The sequence below is a fragment of the Streptomyces sp. NPDC005483 genome (assembly GCF_040606035.1).
In the GTDB taxonomy this organism is placed as follows: Bacteria; Actinomycetota; Actinomycetes; order Streptomycetales; family Streptomycetaceae; genus Streptomyces.
Window position 1 is genome coordinate 1 of record NZ_JBEXEA010000082.1, and the last position, 10981, is coordinate 10981.

Below are 10981 nucleotides of genomic sequence, written 5' to 3' on the forward strand. Positions count from 1 at the left end.
TCTTCGGCTACCTCACCCCAGCCGAGACCAGACAACGGCACCAACACGCCCTCACGGCATAACCATCGAGTGTCCAAGATCACGGGGAAACTTCAGACAGCGGTTCGGGGCGCATCCGACGCGGTGACCGGCTGGGGCGTGTTAGGGCTATCTGACGCTGTGCCATCTGAGGGCAGACATAAGGCCGCGGCGGTAGAAGCTAATGCGACGACGGCGACCGTGCCGGTCGTAGTAAGGGCGGGGCTTCGCTTCCATGAGGAGCGGAAACGTGCGCCGAGCGAGCTGATGACGGCGGCTACGCCGCCGCCCATGTATAGCGCGAGGTGGCGTTTCCGCCGGGTTGGTTCGGGTTCCTCTTTGAGCGGTGCAGGTATGGGTGTGCGCTGCTGTAACGCGGCGATCTTCTGGGCTGTGACCTCGGCGCGAAGCTGGTTGGTCTGTTCCGTGAGTTTCCGGACGGACCGGGCGAGGAGGACGATCGCGAGGACCGCCGCACCGAGGACACCGGCTAACAGGACGTCTATCACTTATGCCTCTCGTTGTAGTCGAATGGGCATCATGTGACAGCTTGTCAACTCTTGATTGCTTCCTGCTAGTTCGTTACGTTCATGTGATCATTTAGCCTGCTCGGCGGCCCCGGCGTGCGGGTGCCTCCTCTTCTTGGGCGGGTGGCGCGGCGGTGAGGCCGACGCGTCGCAGTACCTCGTCTTGTGCCTCGGGAGGGAGGGTTGCAAGGAGGGCGGCGATCGCGTCGACCTGGGCGCTGTCTGCGGTTCCCAGTGTGCTCGCGTGCGTCGGCGGTGCGGCGAGTTCATCGAGGAGGTCGGCGGCGTCGCTGCGGCCCGCCTCTCGGAGTTGGTCCGAGGTGAGGCTGACAACTTGCGCCATGCGGACGAGTGTCTCGTCGGGCGCGGTGACTGGGATCCGTACGCCTCCGACGTCCTGGTAGCCGTTGACGATCTGCCGCCATCTGGTCTCGCTTAGCGCGGCTCTACGTGCCGCTTCGCGCCCTGAGAGGCGGGCTCGGCCCAGAGCCTTCTTGATGAGTACAGCCTCCGCAGGGGGCTGTGGTGTCTGCGCATCCATACGGCAAAGGTTCGCATAACTACGCAGTAGTCCGCTACACGAACAGGCGGACTGCCGAGAAGTGTCGCGTAGTCGTGTGACTGACGTCACACATGTTGCAAACTGCGCGCGAATTGTTCGCACTACGCGCCACTACGCATAGACTGCGTACATGAACAACGCCCGCATGCGACGCCGCAAAGGCGCGCCCTTCCATCACCTTCCCGAGGCGGTGACACGCGCACGCGAGAACGCCGGACTGACACAGAAGTCCCTGGCGGAGCAGCTCGGGATCAGTTTCCAGCTGATGTGTGACATCGAGTCCGGCCGCCGCAACGCGAACCCGGACCGGCTGCGCGCGATGGCGCGCGTCATCGGCTGCTCGGTCTCGGACCTGCAACCGGCGAGCGGCGTGACCCCGATCGACGACTACCCGCCTGCGGCCACGGCCCGGCAGGCGTCGTGAGGGCCCCCGCATACGAGGAGGCCGTCGAGCCCTGCATGGCTCGACGGCCTCAATCTCCCGAACGATCCAACGAAGGAGAAGGAACGTTGCCTGAGCAGGCTACCCAACCGTGGACCCCGCAAGGGGCCACTTCGGATGACCTCGCGTACGGGGCGCCGACGGCGCGGCTGCTGCTGTCTGCTGGTGACCTGAACGACCCCGAGTACCGGGCCCAGTGGGAACACGTTCGCCGCAGCGGCATCGGCGGGTCCGAGGTCGCGAAGATCCTCGGCCTCAACAAGTACCAGGGTCCCCGCCACGTCTACGAGGAGAAGCACGGCCGGCCCGTCCCGATGGACGCCGAGCTGAGCGAGTACGCCGAAGTCGGCCTTGAGATCGAGGACTTCATTGCCCACCTGTTCACGAAGCGGACCGGTATACCGGCAGTGCCGACGCCGGGAATGCTCGCGAACATCGACCGGCCGTGGATGCGGTCCAACGTCGACAGGTACGCGCTCGACCCGGAGACCGGCGCTGTCCTCGCCCCGGTCGAGCTGAAGAACCGCAGCGCCTACCAGTTGGCCGACTGGGAAGACGGCGTGCCCGACGGGCCCGCGCTCCAGGTCCACTGGAACATGGCCGTCGGCGGCTGGTCTTACGGCTGGGCCGTCGCCCTCGTCGGCGGGAACACGCTCCGCTACCACCGTATCGAGCGGGACGAGGAGCTGATCGGAACCCTGATCGACGTCTGCGGGAAGTGGTTCCAGCGGCACGTGATCGAGGGCTACCCGCCACCGGCCGACGGGCTGGAGGCCACGAAGGAACTCCTCGGCCAGCTGTGGCGGGTCAAGCCGACCGACGTCGTCGAGGTGTCCCGCGTGAAGGCGGAGAAGCTCCGCAAGCGGCGCGCGTCGCTGATCGCCCAGATCAAGGAGCTGGACGAGCAGAAGACCACGGTCGAGAACGAGATGCGCCTGATCTGCGGCGACAAGGCCAGCGTCGCCGAGGTCGAAGGCAAGAAGGCCTGGTCGTACGTCGCCAACGGCACGTTCTCGCCGAAGCGGTTCGAGAAGCACTAGCAGTTCCGGGCCGACATCGAGGCCGCGTTGCCGAAGCACGTCAGCGTCGACCTGTTCCTCGCGGCGCTCCGGCCGGTCCTGCCCAGGCTGCGGAAGTGCACTCCGGCGAGCGTCCTCCAGGCGGTCATCACCTGCGCCCGGTTCGGGCTGGTCCCGGACGGCCAGCAGGCGGCCATCACCGCCGACGACCGGATCGCGACATTCATCGCCACCTACGAGGGCTACGTCGAGCTGATGTGGCGGTCGGGCCTGGTGAAGTCTGTGGTCGCACAGCTGGTGTACGAGGGCGACGAGTACGAGTTCGTGCCGACGGCCCGCGCCGGTGAGGAGTTCGTGCACCGGCCGAACATCCTGGCGTCGAAGAAGGACCAGAAGCCGCTGTTCGCGTACGCGTTCGCCTGGCTGGACGGCGGCGCCCGGTCGAACATCGCGATCGTCACGCTGGAGGAAGCGGAGGAGATCCGCGACGAGTTCTCCAAGGCGTATCAGCGGGCGGAGACGAACGGCGAGAAGAACTCGCTGTGGCACACCCGGTTCGACCGGATGCACCTGAAGGGGCTGGCGCTCGACACCCCGATGCCCACCCCAAGCGGCTGGTCGACCATGGGCGGCCTGCGGGTCGGCGACGAGGTGTTCGACATGCACGGCCAGCGGGTGCGCATCCTCGCCACCTCGGCCGTGAAGAACCTGGACTGCTATCGGGTGACCTTCGCCAACGGACAGTCCATCGTGTGCGATGCCGAGCACCTGTGGGTGGCCAAGGCCGCTCCGCAGGGGAACACCGCCCGGCAGGACTGGAAGGTCCACGAGATCGCCGACCTGTACGAGGTCCGTGCCGCCGGCGGCACGGTGGTCATGCCGGTGACCGAGCCGCTCGACATGCCCGATGCGGACCTTCCGATCGACCCTTGGACGCTCGGCTACTGGCTGGGAGACGGGAACAGGACTGCTCCTGTCGTCACCTGCAATGCCGACAACCAGCACGAGGTCATCGCGGCAATCACCTCCGCCGGGTACGAGATAGGCAACATCCGCAAGGACCCGCGCAGCAACGGGGTTGCCGTCTACGTGAAGTCTGGCCTAGGCAAGCAGCTCGCAGAGGCGGGACTGATCGGCCACAAGCACGTGCCAGCCGAGTACCTGCGGGCCTCGCGCCGTCAGCGCCTCGCGCTGCTCCGCGGCTTGATGGATAGCGACGGCACTGTCAACAAGCACCGCGGCGAGGCGTGCTTCTACAACACGGATGTCGGGCTGGCTGAGTCCGCTGCCGAACTGGCGCGCAGCCTTGGCGAGATGGTTCGCATCTACCCCACACGGCACACGGGTTACGGCAAGACGGTCACCGCGTACCACGTGCGGTGGAAGCCCACCGTCGCCCCGGTGACGCTGAGCGCCAAGCTGTCCAACTTCCGGCCGCGAAAGCTCGCCCCGTACCGAGGGGTGAAGTCCATCGATCGCATTCCTTCGGTGCCGACCCGGTGCATCAGCGTCGACTCTCCGACCCGGACGTTCCTTGCTGGTGAGGACATGACGCCGACGCACAACACGGCGATCCGGCGGCTGGCGAAGCTCGTGCCCAAGTCGGCTGAACTGCGGGCGCTGATCGCGGTCGAGGACGCCGCCGAGGACGGCAAGCCGCAGATCCTCGCGGCGATCGACCCGGAGACGGCCGCGCTGGAGACAGATGCCCGTCGGGCGCATCGGGCGGCGGAGGCCTCGCAGGACGTTCCCGCGGCCCGCCTGGCGGTCAAGCAGCGCGGCCGGGCGAAGCCCAGGCGCCGCCACCGCGACAGGAACAAGAGGCGGTAGGCGTGCTCGCCGCCTGCTGGAACCGGGCCCGCGCACTGTTCGCGGGCCCGGCCCCCGCCCCGGTCGCCTCGCCGGCCCCCTTCGCCTACGCGCTGCCCGCCCTGTTTGAAGGCCGCGCCGACATAGCCGACTTCGACGACTGCCCGCGCGAGAAGCGCCGGACCCCGCACGCGATGCGCGCGGACGGCTCCCGGAAGTGCTTCCGCTGCGGACACGAGACCCCAGGACAGGACTCATGACCCTCATCCACGACGAGCCGTTCGGGCCGTTGTACCTGCGTCCGGTTCAGGCTCCGTGCCCCAACTGCCCTTGCTGCTCGGAGCGTTTGTGCGAGAAGGGCGCGAACAGCGTCATGCAGTGCCACGGCCACGTCGCCGACTCGGCGACGGTCGCCCATGTCTCCGCGTGCCCGTGCTCGGCGGAGACCACGCGCGGCACGCACGCGTGGCGTGCTGCGCAGGTCCGCGTGGTGAAGCACGCGACCCAACAGCCGCTGCCGAAGCCGGCGGAGTACGTGCTGCGCGCCCTGGCGGGCGGTGACTCGTTCCAGGACCCCACCGGAGAGCTGGCCGGTCTGCGTGCCCGCCGGTACGCCCACGGCAGCGAAGGCGCGTGGCGGATCACGCAGTTGGGCCGCCGGTATCTGCTGGCCCTCGAAGAGCCCCGCTACACCAGCGCCGTCCATGTGAACTCCGTCGAGGTGAAGACGCGGACGGCGAAGGTCGTCGTCCTCGGATGGCACATGGAGCGGGAAGTCACCGTCCTCGCTGACTTCCTCGCCCAGGTGACCGGCGTCAAGTTGGCTGAGCTGCCCGGCCGTTACCTGGAGGCGAAGGTCAACCTCGGTGTGGCCGACCCGGACGACCTGGTCCTCACGCGGATCCAGGTGCCCGCGCCGATCACCGAGGACTACGTCGCGGTGCGCCCGCTGTGGCTGCGGGATGGCGGTGCCCGATGACCGCGATCGTCGAGGTCAGTGACGAGCAGATACTGCGTGCGCTGCTCGCCGGAGAAGACGTGTCGAACCGGGCTGTCTCCCGAAGGTTCGGTATCAGTGACCGGCGCGTCGACGAGGTCCGCAAGCGGGTCGGGCTGCCGCCCTACGTGCGCGGCCGACGCCCGATCTACAGCTCATGGAAGGACGCGTTCACCGCCCAGTCCGAGCCGGTTGAGGGCGGCCACCGCCGGTGGACCGGCACGCGGGAGCGGTGCGGGACGCCTGTGGTCCGCTACCGGGCGAACATCCAGACCGCGTACCGGGTGGCGTTCCGGCTGCACCACGGGCGTGAGCCCGAGGGCAAGGTGTCGCAGTCGTGCGAGATCCCAGGCTGCGTTGCTGGCGGGCACCAGCAGGACCGGGTCATGCGCGAGGCGGCGAAGGCCGGTGATGCGGCGTGAACAGCTTGACGGAGTTCGCGACCTGGCGGCGCGGCGTCGACGTAGTCGCCGTTGACCGGGTCCTCGACGGGTCGCTGCCCTACACGGAGCTGGAGCCCGAAGAGCTGCGGTACGCGGCGAAGCACTCGACGGACTCGGCACGCAGCGTCGCCAAGCTGCTCGGCGTCAACGAGAAGACCGTCACGAACTGGCGGGAGGCCGAGGAGTGAACAACGTCCTGGGCGTCCTGATCTGGATCGCCGAGAACCTCAGCTGGTGGTGGCTGCTCATCCTCGCCCCGGGGGTTGCCGCGTGGGCGTGGATAGAGCTGCGGCCGACGGGCAAGCACCGCCGGCCGCGCACCGCCCGGTCAGCTGACGCTGCGGCACCCGCCGACGACGAGGACACGATCGTCTTCCAGCGGGTGGTCTACCCGGGCGCGGAGGCAGGCGGCTGATGCCACGTCCAAGCCGCTACGCGCCCGACACCCTCTCGCGTGCCCCGCACTGGTCCGACCTGGCCCTCTGCCGCGAGTTGGAAGACCACTCGGTGTTCTTCCCCGAGGACTTCCCCAAGGGCCTCGTGCTGCTCGTCACCAGGGAAGCGAAATCGGTCTGCGCTCGGTGCCCAGTGATCGAGGCGTGCCGTCAGGCCGCTCTCGAGCGGCCGGAGCCGAACGGGGTGTGGGGCGGCTTGGACAAGGACGAGCGGAAGGCATTGCGGCGGCGGCAGCAGAGGCGGGCGCGCCGCGGCGCCCGCCGACGGAAGGGGGCCGGCGATGGCGCGGCCGAAGCGCCCACTGCTGCCTGACCTCCCTGCCAGCGGAGTCCTCGACTGGTCCGACGCGCAACGGCACTGGGCTGAGCGGCTTCGCCCGTGCCGGTACTGCAAAGGGCCGACCTGCCTCCGCGACGAGGAAGGACGCCCGTCCCACAAGACCTGTGCGGAGACGCACCGGGCCCGACATCAAGCGCACGCCATGCGGGCGTACGCGGAGCGGGACCAACTCGACTACCCGCGCGCACAAGGGCGCGGGAATGGAACTGGAGCGGATTGATGAAGAAGTTGACCGGAGCAGCGGCGGCCGTGGTGCTCGTCGGCTCCCTGATAGCGGCCGGATGCCAGCAGACCGACGACGACTGCGACGCCCGCAGCCCCGGCATCGAGCTGGCCGCCGCACACACCGGGAAGGGCGGTGGCTCCCGCGGCAGCGGCCGGTCCGGCGGCTCCCGCAGCACCGGGCGCGGCCCGAGCCTGACCAAACCGCGCGGCACTTCACCCAAGTCCCCCAAGTCCCACAAGTCGTCCGGTCGGCACGGCACCAGCAGCCACGGCAGCAGCCACGGCCACGGCCACCACGACGACGACTGGTTCGACTGCGACGACGACTGACCGGGCCCGCGCCGCCCCGTTCCACCCATCCGAAAGGCAGTGCCGTGCCAGCATTCCGCAAGTTCATGCTCGGCCTGACGGTCGGCCTCGTCGTCTGGGCCGCGACCGCACCCATTCCGATCATCGGCCCGTGGGCGCCCGTGCTCGGCCTCTTCGCCGCGATCTTCCTCTGGGTCTGACGCCCCTTCTGCCGGGGCCGTCTCCGTACGGCCCCGGCCCCAACACTCCAGTGCAGAAAGGTTCGTTCGTGTCCGACAGGCTTCCGGCGGTTGAAGCCCTCGCTGAGGACTGCGCCCAGCTCTACCAGGAGCGCCGCATGAGCATCCGGAAAGTGGCCGACGCGCTCGGCTACTCCCCGAGCTACGTCCGGGAACTCCTCGTCGATGTCGCAGGCATCCAACTCCGCGACCAGCAAGGGCGCCCGTCGAAGAAGAGCGTCGTCCGGCTCGTCGCCGCCCGCAAGAGGCGTCCGCAGACGAAGGCCCTCGCCTGGAAGTGCGCAGACCTTTACCAGCAGCGCCACCTGAGCATCCGCAGCGTGGCCGCCTGGGTCGGCTACTCCCCGAGCTACGTCCGCGAACTCCTCGTCGACGTCGCCGGCGTCGAACTCCGCGACCGCTACCGCCGTCCCCGGAAAGCGGTGGCCTGATGCCCAGCCCCTCCCGCTGCCACCTCTGCGGCGCCCCCATCAGGTGGACCATCACCGAGGGCCGCAAGCGGCTCGCCGTCGACGCCGAACCCCACCCCGACGGCAACACCGCTGTCTCCCGAGACGGCCGGGGCACCTGGCTCTCACGCCGCCCCACCGAGGAACTCCCCCTCGCCCCTTTCGAGAAGCTGCACAAGCCCCACGTCGCCACCTGCGAGGGGCGGCCAGACGACGAACCGATGACCCGCTGCCTCGGCCTCCTCCGCCCCGACGAGGTCCCCGCGCCCGCGCTGGAGGGTGGCCGGTGAACGAGGACGAGATCAGCGGCGTGGAGTACGCGAGCGTGACTGTCGTACGCGTCACCCCGCAAGGCGTGGACGGCAGCCCAGACCACTCGTGGGCCATGACCTACCACCTGGACGTGCCGATCCTGTTCGGCATCGGCGCGGTGGAGTGTCTGCCTTCGTTCACGCGGTCCCCGGCCGCCGGTGTCTGTCTGGACTTCTCCCGGCGCCGGACAGTCGGCGCCCTGGTCGCCGGATACGGGCACCCCCAGTACCGCACCATCCAGGCCATCGCACAGGGCATCTGGCAGCGGCGCCGCACCGGCAGCGCAGTTGAGACCTGGTGCGAGTCCGGGCCCGGCCGGTGGGGGTACCTCCTGATCCCCTGGTGGCGTCACCAGACCGACACCGACAGGTGGCCCGTCGATGGCCTGCCCGACCATCGTGCCTACGCGCTCGGCGACTGCCTGCCCGTCGACCACTACGGCTGGCCCAGCCCGCCCCCGGTACCGGCCCCGCACACCCTGCAACCCAGGACGCAACTCGTCCTCGCGGAGACGACCACCGCACCGCCCCCGCCCGGCCTCCCGCCATACCCGGGAGCCGCCGCGTGATGCTCCTCGGCCTCTACCTATTCACCGTCCTGACCGGCTCAGCGGGCCTCCTCGGGCATCCACCGGTCCTGGCCTCCATGACCCAACGGGCAGTCGTCTGGGCCGTCCAGCGGGCTGCCCGGGATCGGCCCCTGCCCCGGGCCCCTTCCCCGGTTGCCCACCTGTCCTGACCTTGCGTGAACCGAAAGCGAGCATCTGTTGAGCACCGAGCGTCCCCGCGTCATCCGTCGCGGCGCCGTCGTCGACTGGGTCAAGTTCGACGCCGAGCTTGCCCGCGACGGCAGCGTGGACCCGGTCGACAAGGCGCTCTACGCCGCTATCGCCTCGTTCGTGGACGCCGCTACGCGCGAGTCCGCTGAGTCCGCCGAGGTGGACCCGAACAACGTCCCGGACCGGGTGCCGACCCGTAAGCGGCTGGCCGAGTGCATAGGGCGGTCGGTCGACACCGTGGACCGCGCCACGAAGCGCCTGGAGGCATACGGCTTGCTCCGCGTGGAGCGCGTGGCAGACCCGAACCACCCGAAGCGCCACCTACCGAGCACCTACGAACTGCTCGACCATCACCGGTGGGATGAGCGTGCCGAGCAGCGTGCTGCGGCCCGCCGGGCGGCCCGGAATCCGTCGGGGGGTGGCCGCAGCGGTGCGGCTACCCCTGGCCGCACGGGTGCGGCGACCGGTGGCCGCACCGATGCGGCGACCCCTGGCCGCACGGATGCGGCGGTAAAAGATCTAGAAGAAGGTGTTGAAGAAGAGAGTGGAGAGATTGCGCCTTCGGCGCGTAGCGCCGCTGACGTCCGTAGGACTGGTGCAGGTAGTAGCGCGCGAGCGGACGGCGGCTCCGCCGCGACGGGCAAGAAACCCGGTCTGACCAGTGAGCAGAGGGCGGCTGTGCGCGCCGTGGAGGCCGCGCTGCCGCGTCCGCTGCTCGCCCAGCTGCCCGGTCAGCGCATCCCGGGCAACAACCATCGCGCCGTCCTTGCCGCCCTGGACGCCCGGACGCCCGAGCAGGTCGCCGGGCGGATCGGCCGCCGCTGGGTCGGCTGGGGCTTCGAGCCCGCGTTCTTCGAAGGACTGATCCGGAATCCGATCGGCGCGGCCATGGCGCTGATCGCCCCGACGCCGTATTGCCCGGATCCGTCGTGCGAGGACGGCGTCATGGTCGACACGGGCGCCGAGTGCCGGGCCTGTCTCGAGCGCCGTGCGAACCGGCGCGCGGCCTACAACCGCGGGGAGGACCCGCGCCGCCCCGTTGGCGCCGCCGACCCGCGTCCCGAGTGCGTCGACTGTGGCCGGCCCGTCCTCGGTGACATGCCCGACGACGGGATGTGCCGCAGGTGCCGCACCGCGCCCGCCGACGCCATCACCGCGCTCATGGCGCGCTGGGCCGCCGAGGACGCCGCCCGCGAGGAGGCGGAAGCCCTCCATGCCGAGGCCGCCCGCCGCCGAGCGCAGCGGGCCGCCCACCCCCAGCCCACCGACCAGCACGGCACGCCGTTCTGAACCGAAGGAGAACCCGCAGTGCACCAGCAGTACGACACCCCCGAGGAGCTTCGCGGCTTCCTGATGCTGTGCCTCGATGCCTATGCCGACGCCCTCGCCGCATGGATCCACGACGAGGGGCCGCAGCCTGCGCCCGTGACGCTCGGCGCACAGCCGGCCCCGGCCCCGGCCGCGCGCCGGTCCATGCCGCTCATGGAAGCCGTGTCGGTCGCGCTCGACGCCGTGACCGAGCATGCCGCCCAGTGCGGCGCCTGCTGGCCCGGCATGCGCCTGGCGGAGATGTGCGCTGAAGGGCAGCACGCCGCCATCGCCAGTCTCAACACGGTCACCGCGGCCGCCGACTGCGCGCACGACGAGGACGACCAGATCAGCACCGTGGGTGGACTGCGCCGCTGCCGACACTGCGGACAGCGCCTGGACGTAGTTGTCGAGCCCGAGTGTGCGCATCTCGCCTGGGAGGTCACCAGCGAGTACCGCAACGCCCGGCAGATGTGGGTGAAGTCCCGGAAGTGCGCCAACTGCGGCGACCGCTTGGCCGACCTGGTTGAGCCCGAGCCGCACTGGCCGGACAAAGCCGCCCAGCACGCGGCGAGGCACTGACGTGCACTTGGTTCTCCGCCGCCGCATCTGGTCCCGCCACCGCCCACCACACGGCGATGGCATGTGAGGGTTTCTTAGACGCCATCCGCTTTCCGAACGTGATCGTTTGGTTCGGGGTGGGTGGGCATGAACTCCGGCTGGCGGCGGGAGAGATGGGCGTGGTTCGT

The 10981-nt window shown here is 69.6% G+C and carries 17 protein-coding genes; 16 read left to right on the top strand and 1 reads right to left on the bottom strand.

All coding sequences use genetic code 11. The features are described from left to right. Positions 1-618: 618 nt before the first annotated feature. A complete protein-coding gene (locus ABZT06_RS49620) occupies positions 619-888 on the bottom strand; it encodes a hypothetical protein (protein WP_355756315.1) in 270 nt (89 codons plus the stop codon). Between the two features lie 349 nt (positions 889-1237). On the opposite strand from ABZT06_RS49620, the gene ABZT06_RS49625 reads away from it, so the two are divergent. From ABZT06_RS49625 to ABZT06_RS49700, 16 genes are all read left to right on the top strand, one after another. Further along, the gene (locus ABZT06_RS49625; protein ID WP_355756317.1) at positions 1238-1531 is read left to right on the top strand and encodes a helix-turn-helix transcriptional regulator; all 294 of its coding nucleotides are present in this window, start codon (positions 1238-1240) and stop codon (positions 1529-1531) included. 86 nt (positions 1532-1617) lie between these two features. After that, on the top strand, positions 1618-2589 hold the full coding sequence (locus ABZT06_RS49630) for a YqaJ viral recombinase family protein (protein WP_355756320.1): 972 nt from the start codon (positions 1618-1620) through the stop codon (positions 2587-2589). A 15-nt stretch (positions 2590-2604) separates the two neighbouring features. Beyond that, positions 2605-4398: a recombinase RecT gene (locus ABZT06_RS49635; protein WP_355756354.1), complete on the top strand. Its 1794-nt coding sequence runs from the start codon at positions 2605-2607 to the stop codon at positions 4396-4398. Positions 4399-4400: 2 nt separating this feature from the next. Continuing rightward, positions 4401-4637, top strand: a complete 237-nt coding sequence (locus tag ABZT06_RS49640) for a hypothetical protein (RefSeq protein WP_355756322.1) — start codon at positions 4401-4403, stop codon at positions 4635-4637. Beyond that, positions 4634-5356: a hypothetical protein gene (locus tag ABZT06_RS49645; RefSeq protein WP_355756324.1), complete on the top strand. Its 723-nt coding sequence runs from the start codon at positions 4634-4636 to the stop codon at positions 5354-5356. The genes ABZT06_RS49640 and ABZT06_RS49645 overlap by 4 nt, the downstream gene beginning before the upstream one ends. After that, positions 5353-5796, top strand: coding sequence for a hypothetical protein (locus tag ABZT06_RS49650; RefSeq protein ID WP_355756327.1), 444 nt, complete (start codon positions 5353-5355; stop codon positions 5794-5796). The genes ABZT06_RS49645 and ABZT06_RS49650 overlap by 4 nt, the downstream gene beginning before the upstream one ends. After that, complete coding sequence (locus ABZT06_RS49655; protein WP_355756330.1) at positions 5793-6005, top strand: hypothetical protein; 213 nt, start codon at positions 5793-5795, stop codon at positions 6003-6005. The genes ABZT06_RS49650 and ABZT06_RS49655 overlap by 4 nt, the downstream gene beginning before the upstream one ends. Continuing rightward, positions 6002-6232, top strand: coding sequence for a hypothetical protein (locus ABZT06_RS49660; protein ID WP_355756332.1), 231 nt, complete (start codon positions 6002-6004; stop codon positions 6230-6232). The genes ABZT06_RS49655 and ABZT06_RS49660 overlap by 4 nt, the downstream gene beginning before the upstream one ends. Then, complete coding sequence (locus ABZT06_RS49665; protein ID WP_355756335.1) at positions 6232-6585, top strand: WhiB family transcriptional regulator; 354 nt, start codon at positions 6232-6234, stop codon at positions 6583-6585. Before ABZT06_RS49660 ends, ABZT06_RS49665 begins: the two co-directional genes overlap by 1 nt. A 246-nt stretch (positions 6586-6831) precedes the next feature. Continuing rightward, positions 6832-7167, top strand: a complete 336-nt coding sequence (locus tag ABZT06_RS49670; protein WP_355756337.1) for a hypothetical protein — start codon at positions 6832-6834, stop codon at positions 7165-7167. 44 nt (positions 7168-7211) lie between these two features. Next, the gene (locus ABZT06_RS49675; protein ID WP_355756339.1) at positions 7212-7346 is read left to right on the top strand and encodes a hypothetical protein; all 135 of its coding nucleotides are present in this window, start codon (positions 7212-7214) and stop codon (positions 7344-7346) included. A gap of 137 nt (positions 7347-7483) precedes the next feature. Then, the gene (locus ABZT06_RS49680) at positions 7484-7816 is read left to right on the top strand and encodes a hypothetical protein (RefSeq protein ID WP_355756341.1); all 333 of its coding nucleotides are present in this window, start codon (positions 7484-7486) and stop codon (positions 7814-7816) included. Then, positions 7816-8124, top strand: a complete 309-nt coding sequence (locus tag ABZT06_RS49685; protein ID WP_355756344.1) for a hypothetical protein — start codon at positions 7816-7818, stop codon at positions 8122-8124. Before ABZT06_RS49680 ends, ABZT06_RS49685 begins: the two co-directional genes overlap by 1 nt. Further along, complete coding sequence (locus tag ABZT06_RS49690; RefSeq protein ID WP_355756347.1) at positions 8121-8714, top strand: hypothetical protein; 594 nt, start codon at positions 8121-8123, stop codon at positions 8712-8714. Before ABZT06_RS49685 ends, ABZT06_RS49690 begins: the two co-directional genes overlap by 4 nt. Positions 8715-8912: 198 nt before the next feature. Next, complete coding sequence (locus ABZT06_RS49695; protein WP_355756349.1) at positions 8913-10214, top strand: hypothetical protein; 1302 nt, start codon at positions 8913-8915, stop codon at positions 10212-10214. An 18-nt stretch (positions 10215-10232) separates the two neighbouring features. Further along, complete coding sequence (locus ABZT06_RS49700; protein WP_355756352.1) at positions 10233-10814, top strand: hypothetical protein; 582 nt, start codon at positions 10233-10235, stop codon at positions 10812-10814. The last annotated feature ends 167 nt before the right edge of the window (positions 10815-10981 follow it).

Excerpts from the sequence above, each read along its gene's own strand:
- ABZT06_RS49620 (WP_355756315.1), bottom strand. The coding sequence starts at position 888 with ATGGCGCAAGTTGTCAGCCTCACCTCGGACCAACTCCGAGAGGCGGGC.
- ABZT06_RS49625 (WP_355756317.1), top strand. The coding sequence starts at position 1,238 with ATGAACAACGCCCGCATGCGACGCCGCAAAGGCGCGCCCTTCCATCAC.
- ABZT06_RS49645 (WP_355756324.1), top strand. The coding sequence starts at position 4,634 with ATGACCCTCATCCACGACGAGCCGTTCGGGCCGTTGTACCTGCGTCCG.
- ABZT06_RS49650 (WP_355756327.1), top strand. The coding sequence starts at position 5,353 with ATGACCGCGATCGTCGAGGTCAGTGACGAGCAGATACTGCGTGCGCTG.
- ABZT06_RS49665 (WP_355756335.1), top strand. The coding sequence starts at position 6,232 with ATGCCACGTCCAAGCCGCTACGCGCCCGACACCCTCTCGCGTGCCCCG.
- ABZT06_RS49670 (WP_355756337.1), top strand. The coding sequence starts at position 6,832 with ATGAAGAAGTTGACCGGAGCAGCGGCGGCCGTGGTGCTCGTCGGCTCC.
- ABZT06_RS49680 (WP_355756341.1), top strand. The coding sequence starts at position 7,484 with ATGAGCATCCGGAAAGTGGCCGACGCGCTCGGCTACTCCCCGAGCTAC.
- ABZT06_RS49685 (WP_355756344.1), top strand. The coding sequence starts at position 7,816 with ATGCCCAGCCCCTCCCGCTGCCACCTCTGCGGCGCCCCCATCAGGTGG.